Below are 24866 nucleotides of genomic sequence, written 5' to 3'. Positions count from 1 at the left end.
CATGAAGAACACGACAGTCCTCATCTCCGGCGCGAGCATCGCCGGCCCCGCCCTCGCCTACTGGCTCGACCACTACGGCTGCACCGTCACGATCGTCGAGAAGGCGCCCGCGCTGCGCCCCGGCGGCCAGGCCGTCGACTTCAAGGGCCCCACCCACATGAAGGTCCTCGAGCGCATGGGGATCCTCGACGAGGTCCGCCGCCGTCAGACCGGCGCGCACGACACCACCTTCATCGACGCGGACGGCCGTCCGCAGGCGGTCATGCCCGGCGAGTTCACCGGCGGTGAGATCGAGATCCAGCGCGGCGACCTGGCAGCCCTCCTGTACGAGCGGACCGCTGGGCGGTGCGCGTACGTCTTCGGCGACTCGATCACCTCACTGACCGAGACGGCGGCCGGCGTCCACGTCACGTTCGAGCGGGGCGCGCCGCGCACCTTCGACCTCGTGGTCGGCGCGGACGGCATCCACTCCAACGTCCGCCGCCTGGCCTTCGGCCCCGAGGAGGACTACGTGCACTTCCTCGGCCACTACTACGCGCTCGCCGACATCTCGGCCGCAGGCCCCGTGGCGCAGAGCGTCATGTACAACGAGCCGGGCCGCATGGTGTCGCTCTGGGGGAACAAGGCCTCGGCGTTCTTCGTCTTCGCCTCCGAGCGGCTCGACTACGACCGCTGGGACACCGACCAGCAGAAACGGCTCCTCGCCCGCGCCTACGAGGGCGCCAAGTGGAAGGCGCCCGAGATCGCGGCTGCGGCGTCCGGCGCCCCGGAGTTCTATCTCGACTCGATCAGCCGGGTCGAGATCGACCACTACGCCAGGGGACGGGTCGTCCTGCTCGGCGACGCCGCGTACGGCAACACCCTGGGCGGCTTCGGCACCGGCCTGGCCATCGTCGGCGCGTACGTCCTGGCCGGGGAGCTCGCGGCGGCCGGCGGCGACCACCGCGTGGCGTTCCAGCGGTACGAGGAGGAGTTCCGCGGCTACGCCAAGATCGCCCGGAAGGGCAACGCGGGCCCGTTCCTCGCTCCGCCGACCCAGGCCCGGATCACCATGCGCAACCAGATGTTCAAGCGCGGCCTCCTGCTCAAGGCGATGCTGTGGATGACCGAGAAGTTCGCCTCGAACATCGACCTCAAGGACTACCCGGCCCCGCACCCGACGTACGAACACCGCTGATCCGCCCGGCCCCTCCACCTCGGCGTGGGCCGCCCCGGCATGTTCGGCGTCGAAGTCCCCGCTCCCACCGGCGCCCCCGCCCACCGGCGGCTCCTCGCCTTCCTCGGCCGTGATCTTCAGCCGAGCCGGTCTTCCGGGGACGTTCGTGCGACGAGCCGGTAGCCCACGCCGGGCGTGGTGATGACGACGGGCGGGTCGCCCAGTTTCCGGCGCAGCCGGCCGATGGTCACGGTGACGGTGTTGGTGAAGGGGTCGGCGTGCTCGTCCCAGACCTGTTCGAGCAGGTCCTCGGCGCTGAGGAACCCGGGCACGGCGCGCAGGAGGGCTTCGAGGACCCCGAACTCCTTGACGGACAGGTCGAGCCGGTGGCCGTCGCGGGTGACGGTGCGGCCCACCGGGTCCAGCTCGATCCCCGCAGCCCGGAGCGTACGGGGGCGCGCGGCGGGCCGGCGGCGCGCGAGGGCGCGGACCCGGAGGACGAGTTCGGGGAAGTGGAAGGGTTTGGCGAGGTAGTCGTCGGCTCCGAGGCTCAGCCCGCTGACGCGGTCGCCGGGCGCGCCGGCGGCGGTCAGCATGAGGACCATGGCCCGGTCGTCGTTCTCGGTGATCATCTGACAGAGCGTGTCGCCGTGCAGGCCGGGCAGGTCGCGGTCGAGGACGACCACGTCGTAGGCGTTCACGTCGAGCTTGGCGGCCGCCTCCAGCCCGTCGTGGGCCACGTCCACGGCCATGCCCTGGTCGCGCAGCCCCTCGGCCAGGACGTCGGCGAGGGAACGGGCGTCCTCGACCACCAGCACCCTCACGCCGGGACACCCGCGTGAACCACCGACGGCAGCGAGACGCCGACGCGCAGTCCGCCTCCGGGCCGGGCGCGCAGGTCCAGGATGCCGCCGTGCGCCGTGGCGACGGCCGCGACGATCGCCAGCCCGAGCCCCGTCCCGTCGTCCGTACCCGTCCGGTCGGCGCCGAGCCGGCGGAACGGCCGGGTCAGCTCCGCGACCTGACGCGGGTCCAGGACGTCACCGCCGGTCTCCACCACCAGGTGCGCGAACTCGCCGTCGGCCGCGATGACGACGCGGATCCAGCCGCCGTCCTCGTTGTGGCGGATCGCGTTGTCGATGAGGTTGTCGACCATGCGGCGCAGGAGCGCCTGGCTGCCACGGACGGGCGCGTCGCCGCCGGTGGCCTCGTGCACGGTCAGGCGCCGGGCGGCGATGTCCGCTGACCGGGTCTCCACCGCCTCGGACGCCAGTCGGGCGAGCGACAGCGTGGCGCGGTCGGGCAGGTCGCCGTGCTGCGTCCGGGCGAGCACGAGGAGACCCTCCAGCAGCCGGTCGACCTGGTCGAGCTCGCCGCGCAGCCGGTCGGCGAGGGCGACGGTCTGGGGCGGCGCGGGTTCCGGCTTGGCCACCGCCACGTCCAGCGACGCCCGCATGGTGGTGAGCGGGGTGCGCAGTTCGTGGGACGCGTCGGCGACGAAGCGCCGCTGGGCGGCGAAGGCGCCCTCCAGGCGTTCCAGCAGCTCGTCGATGGTGTCGGCGAGGTCCTTGACCTCGTCGGCGGGTCCGGAAACGGCCAGCCGCTCGTGCAGGTTGTCCGCGGTGATCCGCCGCGTCGCCGAGGTGATCGTCCGCAGCGGGCGGAGCACCCGCCCGGCGATGAGGCGCCCCAGCACGATCGACGCCACCACCATGACGGCCAGCGCGATGGCCGAACCCGCCAGCAACTGGCGGGCCTGGGCCGCGTGCTGCTCGGCCAGCTGATTCTGCAACCAGGCGATCTGGTCTCTGGCAACGGTGAGCGCCTGCTCCTGGGGTACCGGCTCCGGGCCGGGCACGGCATGGGACACCTGTCGCGAGCCGAGGGTCACGAAATTGGCGATCGCCAGCAGTCCGGCCCCGGACAGGAAGAACACGACGCCGTACAGCGCGGTGAACCGCGACCGTACGGTGCGGTTCGGCAGGCAGATCGACCGGGTCAGACGGCTGACCGGCGTCGTCGGCATCCTCATCGATCTCCTCCCCGGCGGCCGTTCCCGCGCGGGCATCAGCATGCCCGGCCGGCCCTAACAGCGGAATAACAGTGTCCGTTCGGCCCTCGTTACGGCGTCCGGTCCAGGGTCGGTCCGGATCCCTCACGACCGAGCGAAGAGGACGGGACAATGAACGGGGAAGCGACCATCGAGGTGAACGGCCTGCGCAAACGCTTCGGGCCGACCGCCGCGCTGAACGGGATGTCCTTCACGGTACGACCGGGGCGGGTCACTGGGTTCGTCGGACCCAACGGCGCCGGCAAGTCCACCACCATGCGGGTGATCCTCGGCCTGGACGCGGCCGACGAGGGCACCGCGCTGGTCGGCGGCCGGCCCTACCGGTGCCTGCGCGACCCGCTGCGCCACGTCGGCGCGCTGCTGGACGCCGCCGCGCTGCAACCGAGCCGTACGGCCCGCAATCACCTGCTGTGGCTGGCCCATTCCCAGGGTCTGGAGGCCAGGCGGGTCGACGAGGTGATCGAGCAGGTCGGGCTGCGGTCCGCGGCCCGGCGCAGGGCGGGCGGTTTCTCGCTGGGCATGCGGCAGCGGCTGGGGATCGCCGCGGCGCTCCTCGGCGACCCGCCGGTCCTCATGCTCGACGAGCCGGTCAACGGCCTCGATCCCGAGGGCATCATGTGGATCCGCGGCTTCCTGCGGTCGCTGGCCGCCCAGGGCCGCGCCGTCCTGGTGTCCAGCCATCTGATGAGCGAGTTGCAGGGCACCGCCGACCACCTCATCGTGGTGGGTCGTGGCCGGGTCATCGCGGACACCGGTGTGGCGGACCTGATCGCGGCCGCCTCACGCGGGCGGGTCACGGTGCGCACCCTCGCGCCGGAGCGGGCGATGGCGGCGCTGGTGCCCACCGGTGCCGCCGTGACCGTCACCGGCGGCGACACCCTCACGGTCTCCGGAGTGCCGGCCGAGCGGATCGTGGAGTTCCTCGCCGCGAACGCGGTGCCGTTCTCCGAGGTCGCGGCCCACCGCGCGACGCTGGAGGAGGCGTACATGGAGCTCACCAGGGACGCGGTCGAGTTCCGCGCCGCTGGACGGGAGACGGCCCGATGACCACTGTCTCGCACCGTTCGACGCCGAAGACACGGCGTCAGGGTTTCGCGCGGCTGCTGCACGCGGAGTGGACCAAGTTCCGTACGGTCCGCGGCTGGGTGATCGGCATGGCGAGCGCGGCGCTGGTCACCGTGCTGCTCGGGGTGTTCTCCGCTTCCGGCAGCCAGTCATCGTGCGGCGCTCCGGGGGAGGCCTGCCCCGCCGTACCGGTGGGGCCCGGCGGCGAGGCGGTGGACGACAAGTTCTACTTCGTGCACCGGTCGCTCGAGGGGAACGGCGCCATCACCGTCCGCGTGACCTCCATGACCGGCCAGATCCGCAAGCCCGATGCGACCTCGGGGGTCCGGAACGTCGTCCCCGGGCTCGAGCCGTGGGCGAAGGCAGGGGTGATCATCAAGGCGGGAACCCGGCTGGGCTCCACCTACGCGGCGCTGATGGTCACCGGCAGGCACGGGGTGCGGATGCAGCACGACTTCACCCACGACACCGCCGGCAGGCCTGGCGGCGTCTCGAGGACGTCCCCGCGCTGGCTGCGGCTGATCCGCTCCGGCGACACGCTCACCGGCTACGAGTCGGCCGACGGCGGTCAGTGGGCCAAGGTCGGTACGGCTCACCTGGCCGGGCTGCCGGCCACGGTGCAGGTCGGGCTGTTCGCCGCCTCCCCGGGCGATCTGACGGTGCAACAGGCCGATCTAGGCGGGTCCATCGCTGCGATCCGCTTCGCCCAGGCCACCGCGGTCTTCGACCGCGTGAGCCTGCAGGGCAAGGCGGCCGGCGGCGCGTGGAGCCGCGACGACATGGGCGCGACGAGAGAACCCGACGGGGAGATCCACCATCCGGGCGGAGTCGTCCAGTCCGGCGGCACCTTCACCGTGACGGGGGTCGGCGACATCGCGCCGCGCGCGGAGGGTCAGACGATCGAGAAGACCCTCTCCGGCGTGGTGGCCGGGCTGCTCGTCGTGATCGTGGTCGCGGTGGTGTTCATCACCGCCGAGTACAGGAGGGGCCTGATGCGTACGACCCTGCTCGCCGGTCCGCGGCGGGGCCGGACGCTGACGGCGAAGGCCATCGTGATCGCCGCGGTCACCTTCATCGCCGGGCTGGCCGCCACCGGCGTCATGGTCCCGCTCGGCACCCACATCCTGCGCTCCAACGGCAATTACATCCTGCCGGTCTCCTCGCTCACCGAACTGCGCGTCGCGGCCGGCATGGCGGCGCTGTTCGCCGTCTTCGCCGTCTTCGCCTTCGCCCTCGGCGCCGTCTTCCGGCGCAGCGCCGCGGCGATCACCGTCGCCCTCGTGGTGATCATCCTGCCTCGTATCATCGCGACCACCTCGGTCCTGCCCACGGGCGCGTCGCAGTGGCTGCTGCGGCTCACCCCGGCCGCCGGTTTCGCGATCCAGCAGAGCATCCCGGCGTATCCCCAGGTGCTCGGCGACCACACCCCGCAGGCCGGCTACTACCCGCTGGCGCCGTGGGCCGGCCTCGCCGTCTCCTGCGGCTACGCCGCGCTCGCCCTCGGCCTGGCCGTCTTCCTGCTGCGCCGGAGGGACGCATGAGTGAGCGGAGTGAGCGAGTCATGAGCGCAGCGGCTCGGGTGACTCCTCCGGCGAAGGAGGGACGCATGAGTGAGCGGAGTGAGCGAGTCATGAGCGCAGCGGCTCGGGTGACTCCTCCGGCGAAGGAGGGACGCATGAGTGAGCGGAGTGAGCGAGTCATGAGCGCAGCGGCTCGGGTCACTCCCCCGACGAAGGAGGGCCCATGAAGCGGGAACTGCACGCGGAGTGGACGAAGCTGCGCACCGTGACGAGCACGGCCTGGCTGCTGGCCGCCGGCGTCGCGCTGACCGTCGCGGTGAGCGCCGCGGCGGCCGCGACCGTGTCCTGCCCGTCGGCGGGATGCACGTACGACGTCCCCAAGGTCGGCCTGATCGGGGTCCAGGCGGGCCAGGCGATCGTCGCCATCCTGGCCGTGCTGACCGTCACGGGCGAGTACGCCACCGGGATGATCCGCACCACCCTGGCGGCGCTGCCGCGCCGGCCCGCCGTCCTGGCCGCCAAGGCGACGATCCTCGCCGGCCTGACGCTGGCCGCGGGGACCGTCGCCGTGCTCGGGTCCCTGCTGGTGGCGCGGCTCATCCTGCCCGGCAACGGCTTCACTCCCGCGCACGGTCAGCCGCCCTTGTCCCTGGCCGACGGACCGACGCTCCGGGCGGCGGCCGGCTCGGTCCTCTACCTCGCGCTGATCGCCCTGCTCGGCCTCGGCGTCGCCACCATCGTGCGGGACTCGGCGACGGCCATCGGGGTCGTGTTCGGCCTGCTCTACATCCTCGGGATCCTGCCCTTCATGATCTCCGACCCGGACTGGCAGCGGTTCCTCTGGCAGATCTCCCCGACGAACGCGGGACTCGCCATCCAGGCGACCACCCATCTCTCCGGCTATCCCCTCAGCCCATGGGCGGGCCTCGGCGTGCTCGCCGGATGGTCCGCCGCCGCGCTCCTCACCGGCGGCCTGCTCTTCCGCCTGCGCGACGCGTGAAGCCCCCCGCCTCGGCCTGCTCTTCGCCGATACGCACGGAGCAGCGAGTTCTTCGAGGCGAGTGGCTGCGGTCAGAGCGCCCTTCATGATCGTCGAGGGTCTTCGTCGCTCCAGCGACGAAGACCCTCGACGATCACTGGTCTAAGCCGCTCACGTCGCCAGTCGCAGGTTGCACGCTGGTTGACGGGTGCGACCTCGCGTGTCACCGTGACGGGAAAAGGTTTTCCTGCCGTGTGCGACAACGGGCACTGGTGGTTCTGGGTCGGCTCCGGGCAGTACGGCTGGAAGTCCGGCATGCCGAACCAGCGGGCGGACTGGACGGCCCTGGAACGCATGGGCGTGGAGGGGGTCCCGGTCGAGCAGCGGGTCTTCGGCGCGGGCCACTATCTCCGGCCGAGCTTCATCCAGCCGTACGCCTGCCGGAACGTCCTGATCGAGGGCGTCACCCTGCGCCGCTCTCCCATGTGGAACATCCACCCGGTGCTGTGCCGGAACGTCACGGTGCGCGGCGTCGCGGTGGAGAGTCTCGGGCCCAACGGCGACGGCTGCGATCCCGACTCCTGCCAGGACGTGGTGATCCGGGACGCGACCTTCGCCACCCACGACGACTGCATCGCCATCAAGTCGGGCCGGGACGAGGACGGCCGCCGGGTCGGCGTGCCCTCGAAGAACGTCCTCGTCGAGGACTGCGTCTTCACGAGCGGCGGCGGCGCGGTGGCGATCGGCAGCGAGATGAGCGGCGGCGTGTCGGACGTGGTCGCCCGGCGGCTCCGTCTCCCGTACGACGCGGCGCTCGACGAGGCCAGTGTCGCCTGGATCCTGTCGGTCAAGTCCACCTCGACGCGCGGCGGCTACATCCGGGACGTCAGCGTCACCGACGTCGCGTGCCCCGCGTGGACGTACGTGCCGTTCGAGGTCACCTACACCTACATGGGAGGCGCCGGCGGCGAACTGTACCCGGACGTGTCGGGCATCACCGTACGGAACTGGTCCGTCGGCGGTCCCTGCGACTACGCCTACCGGATCCGCGGCGCGCAGACCGCCCCCGTGCGCGACGTGCGCCTGACGAACTTCACGTTCGACCACGCCGCGCACGCGCCGGTCGTCGAGAACGCCGACGTCACGACGCGACACGTGACCGTCCGGGGGACGTAGTACCGCGTGGCGTGTCGGCGAGCAGGGGCAGACCACTGGTTCGGATTGGCTCTGGGACCGTGTTCGGTTCCGCCAACAGGATGGGGCCATGACGACGCGACACGAGGCAGGCCCGGTATCGGTCAAAGACGCCTTGATCACGCGTGAGTTCCAGCAGGTCGACGTGTTCACCCACGAGCCGTACCGGGGGAACCCGGTGGCGGTCGTGCTCGATGGGGAGGGGCTGTCGGCCGAGGAGATGCAGCGGTTCGCGCGGTGGACGAACTTGTCGGAGACGACTTTCGTGCTGCCGCCGACGATGCCGGACGCCGACTATCGAGTGCGGATCTTCACGCCGTCCACCGAGTTGCCCTTCGCGGGGCATCCGACGCTGGGGACCTGCCACGCATGGCTGTCGGCCACCGGTGGCCGACAGCGCGATGTGGTCGTGCAGGAGTGCGGCGCCGGGCTGGTCACCGTGCGGCGGACCGGTGACGGGCTCGCCTTCGCCGCGCCGCCGCTCGTACGATCCGGCCCTGTCGATGAGGCGCTGGTCAGCAAGATCGCGGCGGTGCTCCGTATCGACCGCGACGAGATCGTGGACGCACAGTGGGCCCACAACGGCCCTCGCTGGGTGGCGGTGCTGCTCGCCGACGCCGATGCCGTGCTCGCGCTGCGGCCGGGCCACGTCGAGACGCTGTTCATCGGCGTGGCCGGGCTGTATCCGCCCGGCTCTCCTGAGGCGGTCGAGGTGCGGGCGTTCTTCCCGACGGACAACGGCACCGCCGAGGACCCGGTGACCGGCAGCTTGAACGCGTCGCTCGCCGAATGGCTGCTGCGCACCGGCCGGGTGACCACGCCGTATGTGGCCGGCCAGGGCACCGTGCTCGGGCGCCGAGGACGGGTGCACGTCTCGGCGGACAGCGACGGCACGATCTGGGTCGGCGGCGGCACGATCACCTGCGTCTCCGGCCGAGTCGAGCTGTAACGCCCTACAGAACTCGTCGACGCGGCCCTAGAACCGGTAGCGCAGGACCCGGCCGCTGTCCCGGCCGCCGGGAAGGCGCGCCCCCAGCCGCAGGCCCAGCCGGGCCGCGGCCGGGAGTTCGTCCAGGTCGGGCTGGTCGACGACGTACAGATCGTCCACGTACTCGAGCCCCGCATGCCAGCCCTCCAGCGCGCGCGGGTCGTCGATGCCCCAGTGCCAGCCCCGCGCGACCTCGCGCAACCTGCCCGCCATCCACCAGAACCGACGGCTCCAGCGGACGAGCCGCGTGCTGAAGCAGTCGAACAGCAACTGCCCGCTGGGAAACCGCCCGCAGATCCGCTGGATCAGCCGCCTGCCTTCCTCTTCGTGCAGGTACATCGTCAATCCCTCGAATACGGCCACGGTCGGGCGATCGGCAGGTATCTCCTCCAGCCACCCGTCATCGGTGACCGAGGCGCCGAGCATCCGGTAGTCCCCGCCGGGATGTGGCAGCAACCGGCGGCGCAGGCCGATGACCTCGGGGTAGTCGACGTCCAGCCAGCGCACCGACGACGGCGGGACGAGCCGGTGTACCCGGGTGTCCAGACCGCAGGCCAGGTGCAGCACGGTGGCCTGCGGGTGGGAGGCCAGGAACTCGGCGGTCCAGCGGTCCAGTTGCCGTGCGCGCAGCGCCAGCATGGCCGCGTCCCACGGTGCCTGTGTGCCGGTCTTGCGCCAGTCGTAGTCGATGCTCCCGACCACCTGGTCGGCGGTGTGGTCGCCCAGGATGGAGTGCGGGGTACGGCTGTCCAGCGCCCTGGCGTACAGGGTGGCGAGCATCGTCTTCTGGACGGGGGTGAGCTCGATCATTTCGCGGTCCATGACGCCTCGTTTCCGGCAATGGGGACAGGAACTAGAACGGCAGAGCGGCGGTGGCGGTGAACAGCTTGGCCATCGAGCCCATGAGGAAGCCGGTGTGCTCGGTGTCCACGTGTCTGCGCGTGGCGACGCCGGCGACGCCGTACCCCCGGGCGAAGACCTGTCGGAACATTCTCGCTCCATCGAGGTGTGCCGGGCTCCGTCACCGGCCGATGACCGGTGCGGGCTACAGCGACGAGAACCAGGTCACGATCTGCGGGATCGACCGGAGCGCCGATCCGTTGTGGTCGGTGTCGCCCACGTCGACGAGTGGCGCCGCCACGCCGTGGGCGCGCAGTGCCCGGACGCAGCTCTCGGCGTTGCGGATGGTCACGTCCTTGTCCCCGTGCGCGGCGTAGATGCGGACGGGGCTGTGCGGCGTCCAGCTCGTGCAGGTGTCGTCGTTCCGGCGGAGCGCCCGGGCCAGGCTGCCCGTCGGGTGATCGAACCTCTTGATGAACGCGGGCGTGAGGAGCTCCCGCGGCGTGGCGGGCAGGCCGGTGACGATCTCCGCCGGGGTGTGGTCGCCGTCGAAGAGCGTCTCGACGGTCGCGCTGTACGGCTGCCGGAAGGCCTCGGACGGAGAGGCGTAGATGTGGTGCAGCCGGTTCATCGACGTCAGCCAGTACCCGAGGTAGAAGGTGACCTCTCGCGGGTCGAGCGACGTTCCGTGCAGCCCTTCCGGCACCTCGGCGTGCTCGACGTCGTACGGGCCGCTGACCGGCGCGAGCGCGGCCAGCCGTCCCTTGGCCTGCAGCACGCGGCCCAGCGCCATCGCGGCCGCGCCACCCTGCGAGAAGCCGGTGACCCGCACGCGCCTGTCCAGGACCCGCCCGTGGCGGGCGGCGACCTTCTCCGCAGCGCGCAGCATGTCGAGCGAGGCGCTGGTCTCGGAGGCGTGGTCCATGTACGGGTGGCGGCCCGGCCCGAGTCCCAGCCCGAGGTAGTCCGGTGCGACCGTGCCGAACCCCGCTCCGGCGAACAGGATCGACGCGGCGCGGTCGTAGCTGCCGGAGTCCACGGTCGCCGCGGCCTTCTTCGTCGGGTTGGTGCCGTGTTCGTAGACGACGGTCCGCAGCCGACGGTTCTTGCCGCCCGGGAGGACGATCAGGCCGCTGGCGGTCGTCGGCCGGCCGTCCACGGCGATGGTCCGGTACACCACGCGGTACGCCTCGACGCCGTACTTCGGCTTCGGCGAGCCGAAACTCATAGTGGCGAGGTATTCCGCGGTCTTTTCCTTGGACATGGCCGCGATACGGGTCACGGAGACGACGTCGCCACGCGTCGGTGCGATCGCGTGAGCGGGTGAGATGGGAGCGAGCGTGAGTGCGGCGGCACAAGCGGCGCCGAGGGTACGGAGGGGCGTTCTCTGCATGACTCGACGATCTCCGGGCGGGCGTACACGCCACCAGTGCCGGTGACACCGGCTCGACATGTAGAACGCATGATCCGGGCAGATAACTAAAATCGCGGCGTGGTGATCATCCTCGTGGTCCTCGTCGGCCTGGCCGTGGACCCGTGGCTGATCCACCCGAGCGTTCCGGCGGTTCTGATGCTCGCCCTGCAGGTCCTCCACTGCCTCCCGGGGACGAAGCGGTTCCGTGGCCGGTGGACCCTCGCCGCCCAGGCCGTGCTCTTCCCCTGGACCGGGCCGCCGGGCTTCCTCGCCGCCTCCGTGCTGCTCATCGTCAGGGGACGGATCCGCTGGGCGCTGCTCGGCGCAGTCGTGGCCGCCGCCGGGCTCATGAACCTCGGCGACGTCTACGCCTGCGCCAACGCCATGGGCAACGCCCTGGCGATCGGGGTCACCGTCTACGGCCTCACGAGGCTCAGCGACCTACGCGCCGAACTCCGCGCCGCCCGCGGCGAACTGGCCGCGGAGTCGGTCGCGGGCGAACGCGAGCGGTTCTCCCGCGACCTGGACGCCGCGCTGGGATCGGCCCTCTCGGAGATCGTCGACCTCGCCGCGCAGAGGCGGATCCAGGAGATCCTGAGCCTGGCCCGCGATACCGCGGCGCGCGTCCGGACCACGCCCGTCGCCCCCACCGAGCCGCCGCCCACCGACCTGACGCCCAGGCTCGCGCTGCCGATCGTCGTCGTCGCGTACCTGGAGTTCCTGGCCGTCGGCGCGATCTCGCTGTGGGACGCGTCTCCGCCCGCCCCCCTGCTCGCCGCCGGTCTGGGCGCCCTCGCCGTCATCATCGCGCTGTCCGTCTACCACTGCCTGCCGCGCCCGCCCGGCGTACGGCCCCGCCACGCCGGCTGGACGCTATCCGTCCAGACCGCGCTCGCCTGCCTGCCGCTCCTGACCCCGGGCGGGCCCGAGCCCCGGATGGTCGGCTTCGCCGCGGGATCCATCCTGATCATCATCGGCGGACGCCTGGCATGGCCGCTGTTCGGGACCGTCGTCCTGAGCGTCCCCGCCGTCCTGCTCGCCCGGTCCGTCTCCCCGGGACAGACCGCGTCCCTGACGGTCGACACGGTGACCATCGCGTTGATCTTCTACGGGCTGGCCCTGCTCACCGGGTTCGTCCACGAGGTACGGGAGGCGCGCCTGGCGCTCGCCACGGTGGCCCTGGCCCGCGAGCGGCGGCGGATCGCCCGGGACGTACACGACCTGCTCGGGTACGGCCTGTCCGCCATCATCGTCAAGGCCGAGCTGGCCGCGCGGGATCCCCTCCGGGCCGAACGCGAGCTTGCCGACATCGCGCTGACCGCCCGCCGGGCCCTGGGCGACCTGCGTGCCATCCCGGGCGACGACCCGCGGATGTCCCTCAGCGCGGAGCTCGCCTCGGCGCACGACGTGCTCACCGCCGCGGGGATCACCGTACGCGTCGACGCGTCCGCCGACGGCCTTCCGGGACCGGTCGACGCCGTGCTGGCGACCGTGCTGCGCGAGGCGGTCACCAACGTCCTGCGGCACAGCCGGGCCCGGACCTGCTCCGTGGAGGTGGCCGTCGCCGACGGCACGGCCCGTCTGCGCGCCACCAACGACGGCGTGCCCCAGGCCGGGGTGGGTACGAGCGGGCAGGGGGTCGGGAACCTCACCGAACGCGTGGCGGCGATGGGCGGCCGGCTCACGGCCGGCCCGCGCCCGGGGGAGGAGTACGAGCTCTTGGTCCTACAGCCAGTCGGCCTCGGTGGCGATGCGGACCGCGTCGATGCGGTTGCGGGCGTCGAGCTTGGTGACGATCGCCCCTAGGTAGTTCCGCACGGTGCCCTTGGTCAGGTGGAGCCGCGAGGCGATCTCCGAGACCTCGGCGCCCTCCGCGGCCAGCCGCAGCAGCTCTACCTCCCGCGCCGTCAGCGGGTTCGGCCGCGCCCTGATCGCCGCCGCGGCCAGCCGGGGGTCGATCACCAGCTCCCCGGCGGCCACCTGGCGGATCGCCTCCGCCAGCTCGGCGGGCGGGGAGTCCTTCACCATGAAGCCCCGGACCTGCGCGGTCAGGGCCCGGCGCAGGATCTCGGGGCGGCCGAGCGCCGTGAGGATCAGCGCGCGACAGTCCGGCAGGCGGGCGGCGAGCTCGGTGGCCGCCGTGAGCCCGTCGACACCCGGCATGTCGACGTCCAGCACCGCGACGTCCGGCCGGTGCTCGAGCGCGGCCGGGAGCACGGCATCACCCCTGGACACCTCCGCGACCACCTCGATGTCGGGTTCCAGATCGAGCAGCGCGATCAGGGCGCCGCGGATGAGATGCATGTCCTCGGCCAGGAGTACCCGGATCACGCCACACTCCCCGATAAGTCCGCGCAGGGGTCCCAGGACGCCATCCTGCCAGGCGACCGCGTCGTACAGGTCGATCGTCAGCCCTTCATGATCGTCGAGGGTTTTCGGCGTTCCAGCTACCAAAACCCTCGACGATCACTGCTCTAATGCTCCATGTGCGCCTGCCTACGTTGCTGGGACGGTGTAATCGACGTGAGACGAGGGATCGCGTGCACATTGTCCGTTTCGTGCCGAGCGATGGTGGCCGTCCGCTGGTGGGCGTCTCCGACGGGTCGACCATCACCGAACTGGCCGGGACCCTCGGCGAGCTGCTCCGCCTCCCCGTGGCCGAGCTGCGCGACCGGTGTCTCGCGGCGGACGGACCGCGCCATGACGCCGCCGCGGTACGGCCGCTGCCCCCCGTGGACGGACGGATGGAGGTCTGGGCCGCGGGCGTCACCTATCGGCGGTCCCGCGAGGCGCGGGTCACCGAGAGCGAGCGGTCCGCCGACGTGTACGAGCGGGTCTACGACGCCGCGCGCCCCGAGCTGTTCTTCAAGTCCGCGGCCTGGCGGGTGACCGGCGACGGCGAGACGGTCGCGATCCGGGACGACTCCACCGTCGACGTCCCCGAACCGGAGCTGGGCCTCGTACTCAACCGGCATGCCGAGATCGTCGGGTACACCGTCGTCAATGACATGAGCTCGCGGACCATCGAGGGGGAGAACCCACTGTATCTCCCGCAGGCCAAGATCTACCTCGGCGGTTGCGCGGCGGGTCCCGGCATACGACCCGCCTGGGAGGTGCCGGACCCGTACGCCCTGGACATCGAGCTGACCATCCGCCGGGCGGGTGCGGTCACGTGGACGGGGACGGCGAGCACCGAGCAGCTGCACCGCAGGCTGGACGACCTCGTCGGGTACCTGTTCCGTGCGGACGCGTTCCCGGACGGTGCCCTCCTCGCCACCGGCACGTGCCTGGTCCCGGACCTGCCCTTCACCCTGGCCGCCGGCGACGAGATCGCCATCACGATCGCCGAGGTCGGCACCCTCACCAGCACGGTCGTCGCGGGCCGGGACCCGATGGCCTGGCTCCCGGAGGACACCGCGCGGTGAGACCGTCGGGGCCTCACCCGACGCCGGGCAGGACCACGGTGACGACGAGGCCGCCCCCGTCCCGTGGTTCGGCCCGTACGTCACCGCCGTGCGCACGGGCCACCGACCGGACGATCGACAGGCCGAGCCCGGCACCGGGCGCGGCTGAGGAGAGCCGCTCGGCGCCGAGCCGGCGAAACGGCTCGAACAGGCCCGCGACCTCGTACGGGGGTGCGCTGCTCGCCCTGTCCGAGGGCGGGTACGGGGTGCAGGTCGTGACCGGCGCGTCCACCCGGATCGTGCCGGTGGAGACCGGACTGTTCGCCGATGGCCGGGTCGAGGTGTCGGGCGGCGGCCTCACCCCCGGCATGACGGTCGGGATGCCGTCGTGACCGCGGTCGTGGAGCTGGACGCCGTCACCAAGGAGTACCCGGGCGGGTCGTCGCGCTGCGCGGCGTGACGCTGTCCGTCGAGGCCGGGGAGATGCTCGCCATCGTTGGGCCCTCCGGCTCGGGCAAGTCCACGATGCTGCACCTCATCGGCACGCTCGACCGGCCGTCGGCGGGCACGGTCCGCGTCGAGGGACACGACGTCGCGAGGCTCTCCGACCGTCGGCTGTCGGCGCTGCGGGCGCACCGGATCGGGTTCGTGTTCCAGCAGTTCCACCTTGCCCCGGGCCGGACCGCGGTGGACAACGTCGCGGACGGGCTGCTCTACACGGGGGCCCCGGTGCGTGAACGCCGGGACCGTGCGGCGGAGACTCTCGTCCGCGTCGGTCTCGGCGACCGGCTCGGCCATCTGCCGCACGAGATGTCCGGCGGCGAACGGCAGCGGGTGGCCATCGCCCGCGCCGTCGTCGGCGAACCGGCCCTGCTGCTGGCCGACGAACCGACCGGCAGCCTGGATTCGGCGTCAGGCGCCGGGGTGATGGAGCTCCTACGGGATCTGCACTCCGCCGGGACGTCGGTCGTCGTCATCACCCACGACCGGGACATCGCGGCGGGGTTGCCCCGGCAGGTCGCGATGCGCGACGGGGAGGTCGTCCGATGAGCACGCCCACGGTGAGCACGTCGCCCGAACCGGCGTCGCCGACCGAGCCGCCGCCCTCGCGGCTGCGGCCCAGGGACGTGGCGCGCGTCGGAGGGGCGGGCCTGCGGACGCGGCCCCTGCGGGTGTTCCTGTCGGCACTCGGCATCGCGATCGGCATCGCCGCGATGATCTCCGTGGTCGGCATCTCGTCGTCCAGCCGCGCCGATCTGGACCGCAGGCTCGCCGCGCTCGGCACGAACCTGCTGACGGTCGCGCCCGGGAACACCCTGGCGGGCGGGACGGCCACGCTCCCTGCCGAGTCCGTCGCGATGATCCGCCGGATCGGCCCGGTCGAGCAGGTCACCGCCACCGGCACGGTGCCCGACGCGAAGGTCTACCGCAGCGACCGGATCCCCGCCGAGGAGAGCGGTGGCCTCGCCGTCCTGGCCTCCTCCCTCGACCTTCCGCGGGCCGTCCGCGCGACCCTGGCAGACGGCGCCTGGCTCAACGCGGCGACCGCCCGCTACCCGGCGGTGGTGCTCGGCTCGACGGCGGCGCGGCGGCTGGGGATCGGCGCCGCAGGTCCGGACGTCCAGGTCTACCTCGGCGGCCGGTGGTTCACCGTCGTCGGACTCCTCGCCCCGGTGGCCCTCGCCCCGGAGTTGGACTCCGCGGCGCTGGTCGGCTGGTCCGCCGCGACGGCCCATCTCGGGTTCGACGGGCATCCGACGACCGTCTACACCCGCACGAAGGACTCCGCCGTCGAGGCCGTCCAGGCGGTCCTCGCGGCGACCGCGAACCCGCAGGCGCCCAACGAGGTGAAGGTGTCCCGGCCGTCGGACGCGCTGGCCGCGCGCCAGGCCACCGATCGCGCCTTCACCGGCCTGCTGCTCGGCCTGGGAGCGGTGGCCCTCCTCGTCGGCGGGGTCGGGGTGGCCAACACCATGGTCATCTCCGTCCTGGAACGCCGGGCGGAGATCGGACTGCGCCGTTCCCTGGGCGCGACCCGCCGCCACATCCTGCTGCAGTTCCTGGCCGAGTCCCTGCTGCTGTCGGCGCTCGGGGGCGCGGGCGGCGTCGTCGTCGGCATCGGCGTGACGACCGTGTACGCCGCGACGCAGTCCTGGGAGGCGGTGGTGCCGGCGTGGGCGACCGCCGGCGGGATGGGGGCGACGCTGCTCATCGGTGTGGTGGCGGGTCTGTACCCGGCCATCCGCGCCGCCCGGCTGTCGCCCACCACCGCCCTCGCCACCGCCTGACCGACGGCGCCTGGGCGGAGCAGAAGAATCAGTGGGGGCCGCGGGAGCGTGGGACGATCAGGCCTGTTTCGTACGCGGCTATGACGGCCTGGGTGCGATCGCGGAGGCCGAGTTTGTTCAGCATGCGGCTCACGTGGGTTTTCACGGTTTCCTCCGTGACCGTCAGCCGGGCGGCTATCTCGGGGTTGGACAGTCCCTCGGCGACGAGCCGCAGGACCTGTGTCTCTCGCGGGGTGAGGGCGGCGAGTGTGGCGGTGGACGGTGCGTCGGGCTTGGGGCGCATGAGGGCGAAATCGCTGATGAGGCGACGGGTGACGGTCGGGGCGAGCAGCGCTTCACCGGCGGCGATGATACGTACCGCGTCGAAGAGCCGTTCGGCGGTGACGTCCTTGAGGAGGAATCCGCTGGCTCCGGCGCGCAACGCGTCGTAGACGTACTCGTCCAGGTCGAAGGTCGTCAGGATGAGGATGCGAGGGCCGGTCGAGTCGGCGCCGGCGAGCTGCCGGGTGGCCTCGATGCCGTCCATGCCCGGCATGCGCACGTCCATGAGGACGACGTCAGGCGACAGCTCGCGGCACGTCCGCAGCGCCTCGGCCCCATCAGAGACGGTGCCGACGACGATGAAGTCCGGCTGGGTATCGAGCAGATCGGCGAATCCGGTGCGGACCACGGGGTGGTCGTCGGCGACGACGATCCGGACCGCCGGGGAGGGAGCGTTCATGCGGCCGTCTCGTCCTTTCCGGGAAGGCGGGCCTCGATGAGGAAGCCGCCGCCCGCGGCGGGGCCCGCGCGCAGTTCGCCACCGACCGCCCCGGCGCGTTCTCGCATGCCGGACAACCCGTGACCGCCGGTCGGCGCGGCGGCGGAGAGGCCGGGTCCGTTGTCGCGGATGCGAAGCCGCAGGGCGTCGTCGGTGTAGTCCAGCTCCACGTCGACGGCGGCGCCCGGCGCGTGCCGCCGGGCGTTGGTGAGGGCTTCCTGGACGATGCGGTAGGCCGCGAGTTCGACGCCGGGATCGAGCGCGAACGGCGGGCTGCGGAGGATGAGGCGGGTGGTTGCCTTGGACACCTCCCGTGACCTGTCGAGCAGCTCGTTGAGCTCGCGCAGGCCGGGCTGGGGCTTCCGGTCGGCGGCCGCGGCGGTTGTGTCGTCCGTAGCGGCCGTGTCGTCTCGCAGGACGCCGAGCAGCCGTCGCATCTCGGTCAGCGCCGCCCGTGCGGTGTCGCCGATGGCGGACAGCCGCTCGGCGCCGGCGGGCGGCATCCCCGGCGTGGCCAGCCGTGCAGTCTCCGCCTGCACGGCGACCATGGAAATGTGGTGGGCGACGACGTCGTGGAGTTCGCGGGCGATGCGTGCGCGTTCACCGCGCGCCGTGTTCTCCAGCAGGGTCTCGGCGATGACCTGCCGGGCGGCTCTGTTCTCGGCGGCCTCAGCGTGCGCGTGCCGTGCGATCCCGGCCATGACGGCCGCCGGAGCCAGCGAGGCCAGCAGCAGCGTGAGAACCCCCGCCTCGCCGCCTGCCGGGTGGGCCAGCGCGAGCACCGGGAACGGCGCGGCGGCGCATACGGCCGGCGCCGGCGGGCCGCTGCGGCCGAACCGGTACGCGGTGAGTAGCTGCGTGGCCAGGGCCGCCACGGTCATCGTCTGGAAGGCCACCAGTGACAGCACGATCGTCCCGGTGATGACCAGGGCGGCCGCGGCCGGCTGGTCCCACAGAAGGGCTAGCGGCAGCGTGGTGGCCAGCCCGAGCAGCGGAAGGATCACGAAGTACAGAGCAGTCCCGGTACTTCCGGCCGACGGTGTGTTCCCGGCGTGCGCGATCGACTCGGCCACCGCGAGCAGCGCCGCCGCGCCGCCGGCCACGATCGACGCGTGCGGGCCCGTGGCGAGCCGCCGTCCCGCGCCGACCCACCCGCCGCGCCGCTCGTACGCCCGATCCACGAAGGCCATTGTGACGGGCGTCCGGGGTCGTGACATCCCTCGCGTGAGGGACTGGACATCCCTGGTGCCAGCGACGGTGAAGTTCGTTCTCAGGCGCGACGACCGCGGCCCGTTCGCTGCCTAACCTGCCGTGACATGGAAGCAACCATCGAGGTCTCCGGGCTGCGTAAGCGCTTCGGCTCGACCGTGGCGCTGGACGGGATGTCCTTCACCGTCAGGCCCGGGCAGGTCACCGGCTTCGTCGGCCCCAACGGCGCGGGCAAGTCCACAACGATGCGGGTGGTCCTCGGCCTGGACGCGGCCGACGAGGGGCGCGCGCTGGTCGGTGGGCGACCGTTCTGGAGCCTGCGGAACCCGCTGAGCCACGTCGGGGCGCTGCTGGACGCCGCCGCCCTGCAGCCGAGCCGTACCGCCCGAAACCATCTGTTGTGGCTGGCGCACTCCCAGGGCCTGACCGCCAGGCGGGTCGATGAGGTGATCGAGCAGGTCGGGCTGCGCACCGCGAAGCGGCGCAGGGCGGGCGGCTACTCCCTCGGCATGCGGCAACGGCTCGGCATCGCCGCGGCGCTGCTCGGCGATCCGCCGGTGCTCATGCTCGACGAGCCGTTCAACGGCCTGGACCTCGACGGCATCGTGTGGATCCGCGGCTTCCTGCGGTCGCTGGCAACCGAGGGCCGTGCCGTACTCGTGTCCAGTCACCTGATGAGCGAACTCCAGGACATCGCGGGCCATATCGTGGTGGTGGGCCGCGGCAGGGTCCTCGCCGACGCGAGCGTCGCCGACCTGATAGCGGCCGCGTCACGGGACCGGGTCACGCTGCGCACCACGGCGCGGTCCGAGGCGATGACCGCGCTGGCGCACGCCGGCGCCACCGTGGCCGCGACCGACCGGGACACCCTCACCGTCTCCGGCCTGGCGGCGGAGCACATCGTCGCGGCCCTCGGCGCGCGCGCCGTGCCGTTTTCGGAGGTGACGGCCCACCGCGCGACGCTGGAGGAGGCCTACATGGACCTCACCCGAGACGCGGTCCAGTTCGCCGCCCCAGGGCCGGAGGCGGCCCGATGACCACCGGCACAACGACCCCGTACCGTTCGCGACGGCGGCCCGGACGCGCCGGGTTTCCGCAGCTGCTGCGCGCGGAGTGGACCAAGTTCCGTACGGTCCGCGGCTGGGTGCTCGCCATGACGGCGGCGGCCGTGGTCATCGTGTCCTTCGGGCTGATCTTCGCGACCGGCAGCCACTCCTCGTGCGGCAACGGCACGGTCGAGGTCGCCTGTCCCACTCCTCCGACGGGGCCGGGCGGCGAATTGGTGGACGACCGGTTCTACTTCGTCCACCAGTCCCTGACCGGCGACGGCGGCATCACCGTCCGCCTGACCTCGATGACCGGCATCATCACCTACCCCCCGCCCAACCACGACAAGATCGTCTCCGGCCTGGTGCCGTGGGCGAAGGCCGGGGTCATCGTCAAGGACGGCACCCGGCAGGGATCGGCGTACGCGGCCATGATGGTCACCGCCGACCACGGCGTACGCATGCAGTACGACTACACCCACGACACCGCGGGCCGTCCGGGCCGCGTCTCGGCGGCTGCCCCCCGCTGGCTCCGGCTGAACCGCTCCGGCGACACGCTCACCGGGTACGAGTCGGCCGACGGAACGCAGTGGACCCAGGTCGGCACGACGCACCTGCCGCGCCTGCCGGCCACGGTCCAGATCGGGCTCTTCGTCGCCTCCCCGAACGACCTGACGGTCGAGCAGAGCGCGCTCGGCGGGAGCGTCGGGCAGGCCCGCTACACCCAGGCCACCGCCGTCTTCGACCACGTCGGTCTGCGGGGAACGACGCCCGGCGGCCAGTGGAGCCGCGATGAGATCGGAGCCCACGGGCAGACCGACTGGGAGCGTTATCACCGCCCGAGCGGGGTCCGGGAGTCCGGCGGCGGATACACGGTGACCGGAGACGGCGACATCGCGCCGCGGACCGACGGGTCGCCCATCGAACGCACCCTCATCGGCATGCTCGCCGGGCTGATCGTGATGATCGTGGTGGCCGTGATGTTCATGACCGCCGAGTACCGGCGAGGCCTGATCCACACCACCCTGATCGCCAGCCCGCGACGAGGGCGGATGCTGGCGGCGAAGGCCGTCGTGATCGGCCTGGTGTCCTTCGTCGCAGGGGTGGCCGCCACCGCGATCACCGTCCCGTCCGGCACGCGAATCCTGCGCCGGGGCGGCGAATTCCCGTTCCCCGTGTCCTCGCTCACCGAGCTGCGCGTCATCGTCGGAACCGCGGCGCTGCTCGCCGTCGCCGCCGTCCTCGCCCTCGCCCTCGGCGCCCTGTTCCGGCGCAGCGTTGCGGCGATCATCACCGCGATCGCGGTGATCGTCGTCCCGTACGTCCTCGCCTTCGCCTCCGTCCTGCCCGATGACGTGACGCGATGGCTGTTGCGACTGACGCCCGCCGCGGGTTTCGCGATTCAGCAGAGCGTCCCGGCATACAAGCAGGTGATCGGGAACTACGCGCCGTCGGCCGGCTACTACCCGCTGGCGCCCTGGGCCGGGTTCGCCGTGCTCTGCGCGTACGCCGCGCTCGCCCTCGGCCTGGCCGCCCATCGACTGCGCCGGAGGGGCTCATGAGTGAGCGGAGCGAGTGAATCATGAGCACAGCAACTCGGGTCACCCCCCCCGACGAAGGAGGGCTCATGAAACGGGAACTGCACGCGGAGTGGACGAAGCTGCGCACCGCGCCGGGTACCGGCTGGGTGCTGCTCGCGATCGTCGCGCTGACCGTCGCCGTGAGCGGCGCGGCGGGCACGACCGTGTCCTGCACCCAGGCGGGTTGCGGCCACGACCCCACCAAGCTGAGCCTCTTCGGAGTTCAGCTGGGCCAGGCGGTCGTCGCCGCCCTCGCCGTGCTGACGATCAGCGGCGAGTACGGCAGCGGCATGATCCGGACCACCCTCACCGCGATGCCGCGCCGGGTCACCGTCCTCGCCGCCAAGGCGGGCATCCTCACCGGGCTCACGCTGGCGACCGGGATCATCGCCGTCCTCGCGTCCCTGCTGGCCGGGCGCCTCATCCTGCCCGGCCACGGCTTCACCCGCGCCCACGGCTACCCGCCACTGTCCCTGGCCGACGAGCCGACACTGCGCGCGGCCGTCGGCTCGGTGCTTTATCTCGCGCTGATCGCCCTGCTCAGCCTCGGCATCGCCACCGCCGTACGGGACGCTGCCGCGGCGATCGGGACCGTGCTCGGCCTGCTCTACCTCCTCCCCGTCATCATCAGCCTGACCCCCGACCCGCACTGGCAGCGGCACCTGTGGCAGATCTCCCCGGCGAACGCCGGACTCGCCATCCAGGCCACCACCGATCTCCCCAGCCTGCCCCTGGGCCCCTGGCCGGGCCTGGGGGTGCTCGCCGCATGGACCGCCGCAGCGCTCGTGAGCGGCGGACTCGCGCTTCGGCTCCGCGACGCCTGAGCTCGCCTCACCCGACGTCAGATCTCCCGCCGGTGGGCGGCGGACGGTGCCGACGCGCGGGCGGTGATCTGCGAGGATCGGGGCTGCCCACGCCGGATCCGGGGGATCGGAGGACGGTTGTCCCAGCAGCGCCCGTCGTACGACGGGTCGGCGCCCGGTCCGGGCCTGGCCCGGTTGATCGTCGTGGTCGTCCTCGCCGCGTTCGCCGGTGTGTACGTCCTGGCCGCGCCGTTCCGGACGGGCGGGACCGCGCGCACCGCCGGCGCGGTGGCGCTCACGGTGCTCGTGTTCGCTCCGCTGCTCGCCTGGGTGCTGCCCCGCGCGGCGAGGTTCCGCGGCGTCGCGCTCGCGACCGTCCAGGCGCTGCTGGCGGGCCTCGACGTGCTCGCGTTCGGCACGTCCGTCGGGATCCTCGCGTTCGCCGCCGGGACGCTGCTGCTGACCTCGTACGCGCTACCCGCACTCGCGGTGCTGGCGAGCGCGGCGGTCATCGCGGTCCTGCGGGTTCCGGGTGCGGCGGCCGCGGCCGACGCCGCGATCACGCCGGTCCTCGGCGCCCTGGTCGTGTACGGCCTCGTACGGCTGGCCGACCGGGTCGCCGACCTGGCCGCGGCCCGGCCGGCGCTGACGATTGCGGCCGTCTCCCGCGAGCGGCTGCGCATCGCCGACGAGCTGAACACCGGCATCGGCCGCGGCCTGGACGCCATCACGGTGGGGAGCCGTCGTGCCCTCGACCACCCCGAGGAGATCGGCGAGGTCCTGCGCGTGGCCCGCCGTTCGCTGGCCGACGCGCGGGCGGCGGCCGCAGGCTTCCGCGCCATGTCGCTCGCGCCCGAGGCGGCGGCCGCGCGGGCGCTGCTGGCGGCGGCCGGGATCGAGGCGGAGGTGCGCACCGGGCACGAGGAACCGCTCGGCTCGGCGGGTGCGCTGCTGGCCACCGTGCTCCGCGAGGCCGTCACCGAGGTCGTCCGCCAGGGCACCGCGACCCGCTGCGTCATCGAGACCTCCGAGCGGGACGGGAGGGTCCGGCTCCGGGTGAGCAACGACGGCCCGCCCACGGCCGCGCGCGGCGAGGAGGGCCTGGCGGATGCCGCCGCGCGGGTCGAGGCGGCCGGAGGCACGCTGACCACGGGCCTCGGCGCCGACGGCCGGTTCGCGGTGGAGGCGACGATAGCGGCCACACCGCGACCGGTCGTGCTGCCCGACCGCACGGCGTACGGCCTGTCCGTGACCCTCCTCGCGGTGGTGGTGGCGGGCTTCTGCGTGAAGGCGCTCCTCCAGCTCCCCTGGGGCGCGAACCTGGCCGCGGCCGTCGTCGGGATGGCCCTCATCGCGGGCCTGCAGCTGCGCTGGGCGGTCGACGACCGGCCGCGCCACCGGTACGCGCTGATCGCCGCGCAGGCGCTGCTCAGTCTCGTCCCGGTCCTGTGGTTCGGTGCGACCTGGATCGGCGCCATGGGCTTCCTCGCGGGCACGTTCCTCGTGGCCCTGCCGATCCGGATCGGGGCGCCGCTCGTGGCCGCGACGATGGCGGGCACCGGGGCGATGGCGGCGGCGCTGTCGCAGAGCCCGGCGCGGATCGTCAACTACACCGTGAGCACGCTCGTCACGGGCCTGGTGGTGTACGGCCTCGTACGCCTCGCCGGGCTGGTGCGCGACCTGCGCGCGGCCGGTGAGGAACTGGCCAGGACGGCGACCGTCCAGGAGCGCCTCCGGGCGGCACGCGACCTGCACGACCTGCTCGGGCACAGCCTCGCGGCGATCCTGCTCAAGTGCGAGCTGGCCCGGCGGCTCGCCGAGGCCGACCCGGTACGGGCGCGGGCCGAGCTCACCGAGGTCGTCGCGATGGCCGAGCGGGCTCGTGCCGACCTGCGCACCGCCTCGGGCGCCGGCGAGCCGGAGATGTCACTGGAGAGCGAGATCGAGTCCGCCCGTTCCGTGCTGGCCGCCGCGGGGGTCGAGACCCGGATCGAACTCGGTCACGGCCCGTTGCCGGCCCCGACGTCGACCGTGCTGAGCACGGTGCTGCGGGAGGCGGTGACCAACGTGCTGCGGCACAGCGCGGCGCGGCACTGCGTCATCACCACGGCGAGCGAGCCGGGCGTCGTGACCCTGACCGTGGAGAACGACGGACTCGACCCGCGTGCCCGGCGCACCCCGCCGGGCGCGGGCATCGGCAACCTCACCACCCGGCTGGCCGCGGCCGACGGCACCCTCACCGCGCGCGCCGACGGCGACGGCGGTTTCCGGCTCCAGGCCCGCCTGCAGCCCCCGCGTACGAGCGCAGGCCCGGCCCGGCCCGGCCTGACCCGGCCTGACCCGGCCCGGCCTGACCCGGCCCGGCCTGACCCGGCCCGGCCTGACCCGGCCCGGCCTGACCCGGCCCGGCCTGACCTGGCTCGGCCTGGCCTGACCCGGCCTGATCGCCGGAGCCCCCGTTGACTTTGGGAAAATCGCCGCTCGGGTGGGGCTCCAAAGGGCGACCATCCCAAAGTCAACACTGTGAACCCGGAGACCGGCGGCGGGTC

Annotated in this window: 22 protein-coding genes and 1 pseudogene; 14 read left to right on the top strand and 9 right to left on the bottom strand. The window is 72.7% G+C overall.

The window, feature by feature from the left end:
• The first annotated feature begins 1 nt into the window (after window position 1).
• Window positions 2-1177, top strand: a complete 1176-nt coding sequence (locus tag NE236_RS10965; protein ID WP_252841781.1) for an FAD-dependent monooxygenase — start codon at window positions 2-4, stop codon at window positions 1175-1177.
• 116 nt (window positions 1178-1293) lie between these two features.
• Here the strand turns inward: NE236_RS10965 and NE236_RS10960 are convergent, their stop codons facing one another.
• Window positions 1294-1980, bottom strand: a complete 687-nt coding sequence (locus NE236_RS10960; protein WP_252841780.1) for a response regulator transcription factor — start codon at window positions 1978-1980, stop codon at window positions 1294-1296.
• Window positions 1977-3188 (bottom strand): sensor histidine kinase, encoded by a 1212-nt coding sequence (locus tag NE236_RS10955; RefSeq protein ID WP_252841779.1) that lies wholly within the window; start codon window positions 3186-3188, stop codon window positions 1977-1979. The genes NE236_RS10960 and NE236_RS10955 overlap by 4 nt, the downstream gene beginning before the upstream one ends.
• 150 nt (window positions 3189-3338) lie before the next feature.
• Between NE236_RS10955 and NE236_RS10950 the strand changes: the two genes are divergently transcribed.
• From NE236_RS10950 to NE236_RS10930, 5 genes are all read left to right on the top strand, one after another.
• A complete protein-coding gene (locus NE236_RS10950) occupies window positions 3339-4274 on the top strand; it encodes an ATP-binding cassette domain-containing protein (RefSeq protein WP_252841778.1) in 936 nt (311 codons plus the stop codon).
• Window positions 4271-5833 carry an ABC transporter permease subunit gene (locus tag NE236_RS10945; RefSeq protein ID WP_252841777.1) on the top strand — a complete coding sequence of 521 codons (1563 nt, stop codon included), beginning with the start codon at window positions 4271-4273 and terminating at the stop codon, window positions 5831-5833. The genes NE236_RS10950 and NE236_RS10945 overlap by 4 nt, the downstream gene beginning before the upstream one ends.
• 202 nt (window positions 5834-6035) lie before the next feature.
• Window positions 6036-6812 (top strand): ABC transporter permease subunit, encoded by a 777-nt coding sequence (locus NE236_RS10940; RefSeq protein WP_252841776.1) that lies wholly within the window; start codon window positions 6036-6038, stop codon window positions 6810-6812.
• A 231-nt stretch (window positions 6813-7043) separates the two neighbouring features.
• Window positions 7044-7967 (top strand): glycoside hydrolase family 28 protein, encoded by a 924-nt coding sequence (locus NE236_RS10935; RefSeq protein WP_252841775.1) that lies wholly within the window; start codon window positions 7044-7046, stop codon window positions 7965-7967.
• A gap of 88 nt (window positions 7968-8055) precedes the next feature.
• Window positions 8056-8934: a PhzF family phenazine biosynthesis protein gene (locus NE236_RS10930; protein WP_252841774.1), complete on the top strand. Its 879-nt coding sequence runs from the start codon at window positions 8056-8058 to the stop codon at window positions 8932-8934.
• A 27-nt stretch (window positions 8935-8961) separates the two neighbouring features.
• Here NE236_RS10930 and NE236_RS10925 read toward each other — a convergent pair whose 3' ends face one another.
• From NE236_RS10925 to NE236_RS10915, 3 genes are read right to left on the bottom strand one after another with little or no spacing between them, the layout of a single operon-like run.
• Window positions 8962-9795, bottom strand: a complete 834-nt coding sequence (locus tag NE236_RS10925) for a class I SAM-dependent methyltransferase (RefSeq protein WP_252841773.1) — start codon at window positions 9793-9795, stop codon at window positions 8962-8964.
• Window positions 9796-9826: 31 nt separating this feature from the next.
• Entirely contained in the window at window positions 9827-9964 is a 138-nt protein-coding gene (locus NE236_RS10920) for a serine hydrolase (protein ID WP_252841772.1), read from the bottom strand.
• Window positions 9965-10018: 54 nt separating this feature from the next.
• Entirely contained in the window at window positions 10019-11206 is a 1188-nt protein-coding gene (locus tag NE236_RS10915; RefSeq protein ID WP_252841771.1) for an alpha/beta hydrolase family protein, read from the bottom strand.
• Window positions 11207-11305: 99 nt separating this feature from the next.
• Here NE236_RS10915 and NE236_RS44405 point away from each other — a divergent pair, with 99 nt between their 5' ends.
• A complete protein-coding gene (locus NE236_RS44405; RefSeq protein ID WP_252841770.1) occupies window positions 11306-13033 on the top strand; it encodes a sensor histidine kinase in 1728 nt (575 codons plus the stop codon).
• On the opposite strand, the gene NE236_RS10905 is transcribed toward NE236_RS44405, so the two are convergent.
• Complete coding sequence (locus NE236_RS10905) at window positions 12953-13558, bottom strand: response regulator transcription factor (protein ID WP_252841769.1); 606 nt, start codon at window positions 13556-13558, stop codon at window positions 12953-12955. The genes NE236_RS44405 and NE236_RS10905 overlap by 81 nt on opposite strands.
• Window positions 13559-13785: 227 nt before the next feature.
• Here NE236_RS10905 and NE236_RS10900 point away from each other — a divergent pair, with 227 nt between their 5' ends.
• Window positions 13786-14652, top strand: coding sequence for a fumarylacetoacetate hydrolase family protein (locus NE236_RS10900; protein WP_252841768.1), 867 nt, complete (start codon window positions 13786-13788; stop codon window positions 14650-14652).
• A gap of 13 nt (window positions 14653-14665) precedes the next feature.
• Here the strand turns inward: NE236_RS10900 and NE236_RS10895 are convergent.
• Window positions 14666-14863 (bottom strand): annotated as a pseudogene (locus tag NE236_RS10895) (sensor histidine kinase); the annotation flags it as partial.
• A 224-nt stretch (window positions 14864-15087) separates the two neighbouring features.
• Here NE236_RS10895 and NE236_RS10885 point away from each other — a divergent pair.
• The gene (locus NE236_RS10885) at window positions 15088-15681 is read left to right on the top strand and encodes an ABC transporter ATP-binding protein (RefSeq protein ID WP_372494307.1); all 594 of its coding nucleotides are present in this window, start codon (window positions 15088-15090) and stop codon (window positions 15679-15681) included.
• Window positions 15678-16919, top strand: a complete 1242-nt coding sequence (locus tag NE236_RS10880) for an ABC transporter permease (protein WP_252841767.1) — start codon at window positions 15678-15680, stop codon at window positions 16917-16919. Before NE236_RS10885 ends, NE236_RS10880 begins: the two co-directional genes overlap by 4 nt.
• A gap of 28 nt (window positions 16920-16947) precedes the next feature.
• On the opposite strand, the gene NE236_RS10875 is transcribed toward NE236_RS10880, so the two are convergent.
• A complete protein-coding gene (locus NE236_RS10875; RefSeq protein WP_252841766.1) occupies window positions 16948-17640 on the bottom strand; it encodes a response regulator in 693 nt (230 codons plus the stop codon).
• Window positions 17637-18860 carry a sensor histidine kinase gene (locus NE236_RS44400; RefSeq protein ID WP_252841765.1) on the bottom strand — a complete coding sequence of 408 codons (1224 nt, stop codon included), beginning with the start codon at window positions 18858-18860 and terminating at the stop codon, window positions 17637-17639. The genes NE236_RS10875 and NE236_RS44400 overlap by 4 nt, the downstream gene beginning before the upstream one ends.
• Before the next feature lie 135 nt (window positions 18861-18995).
• Here NE236_RS44400 and NE236_RS10865 point away from each other — a divergent pair, with 135 nt between their 5' ends.
• The 4 genes from NE236_RS10865 to NE236_RS10850 all read left to right on the top strand — a co-directional run bounded on the left by NE236_RS10865 (window position 18996) and on the right by NE236_RS10850 (window position 24780).
• On the top strand, window positions 18996-19925 hold the full coding sequence (locus tag NE236_RS10865) for an ATP-binding cassette domain-containing protein (protein ID WP_252841764.1): 930 nt from the start codon (window positions 18996-18998) through the stop codon (window positions 19923-19925).
• A complete protein-coding gene (locus NE236_RS10860) occupies window positions 19922-21496 on the top strand; it encodes an ABC transporter permease (protein ID WP_252841763.1) in 1575 nt (524 codons plus the stop codon). The genes NE236_RS10865 and NE236_RS10860 overlap by 4 nt, the downstream gene beginning before the upstream one ends.
• A gap of 65 nt (window positions 21497-21561) precedes the next feature.
• On the top strand, window positions 21562-22338 hold the full coding sequence (locus NE236_RS10855; protein WP_252841762.1) for an ABC transporter permease: 777 nt from the start codon (window positions 21562-21564) through the stop codon (window positions 22336-22338).
• A 117-nt stretch (window positions 22339-22455) separates the two neighbouring features.
• A complete protein-coding gene (locus NE236_RS10850; protein WP_252841761.1) occupies window positions 22456-24780 on the top strand; it encodes a sensor histidine kinase in 2325 nt (774 codons plus the stop codon).
• The last annotated feature ends 86 nt before the right edge of the window (window positions 24781-24866 follow it).

Origin of the sequence: Actinoallomurus purpureus (assembly GCF_024055795.1) — a bacterium.
In the GTDB taxonomy this organism is placed as follows: domain Bacteria; phylum Actinomycetota; class Actinomycetes; order Streptosporangiales; family Streptosporangiaceae; genus Actinoallomurus; species Actinoallomurus purpureus.
This window is presented reverse-complemented; position numbering and strand designations above follow the sequence as displayed.

Bases quoted from the DNA above. Each gene is read 5' to 3' on its own strand.
- NE236_RS10965 (WP_252841781.1), top strand. From the start codon at position 2: ATGAAGAACACGACAGTCCTCATCTCCGGCGCGAGCATCGCCGGCCCC.
- NE236_RS10955 (WP_252841779.1), bottom strand. From the start codon at position 3,188: ATGAGGATGCCGACGACGCCGGTCAGCCGTCTGACCCGGTCGATCTGC.
- NE236_RS10950 (WP_252841778.1), top strand. From the start codon at position 3,339: ATGAACGGGGAAGCGACCATCGAGGTGAACGGCCTGCGCAAACGCTTC.
- NE236_RS10945 (WP_252841777.1), top strand. From the start codon at position 4,271: ATGACCACTGTCTCGCACCGTTCGACGCCGAAGACACGGCGTCAGGGT.
- NE236_RS10940 (WP_252841776.1), top strand. From the start codon at position 6,036: ATGAAGCGGGAACTGCACGCGGAGTGGACGAAGCTGCGCACCGTGACG.
- NE236_RS10930 (WP_252841774.1), top strand. From the start codon at position 8,056: ATGACGACGCGACACGAGGCAGGCCCGGTATCGGTCAAAGACGCCTTG.
- NE236_RS10925 (WP_252841773.1), bottom strand. From the start codon at position 9,795: ATGGACCGCGAAATGATCGAGCTCACCCCCGTCCAGAAGACGATGCTC.
- NE236_RS10920 (WP_252841772.1), bottom strand. From the start codon at position 9,964: ATGTTCCGACAGGTCTTCGCCCGGGGGTACGGCGTCGCCGGCGTCGCC.
- NE236_RS10915 (WP_252841771.1), bottom strand. From the start codon at position 11,206: ATGCAGAGAACGCCCCTCCGTACCCTCGGCGCCGCTTGTGCCGCCGCA.
- NE236_RS10880 (WP_252841767.1), top strand. From the start codon at position 15,678: ATGAGCACGCCCACGGTGAGCACGTCGCCCGAACCGGCGTCGCCGACC.
- NE236_RS10875 (WP_252841766.1), bottom strand. From the start codon at position 17,640: ATGAACGCTCCCTCCCCGGCGGTCCGGATCGTCGTCGCCGACGACCAC.
- NE236_RS10865 (WP_252841764.1), top strand. From the start codon at position 18,996: ATGGAAGCAACCATCGAGGTCTCCGGGCTGCGTAAGCGCTTCGGCTCG.
- NE236_RS10860 (WP_252841763.1), top strand. From the start codon at position 19,922: ATGACCACCGGCACAACGACCCCGTACCGTTCGCGACGGCGGCCCGGA.
- NE236_RS10855 (WP_252841762.1), top strand. From the start codon at position 21,562: ATGAAACGGGAACTGCACGCGGAGTGGACGAAGCTGCGCACCGCGCCG.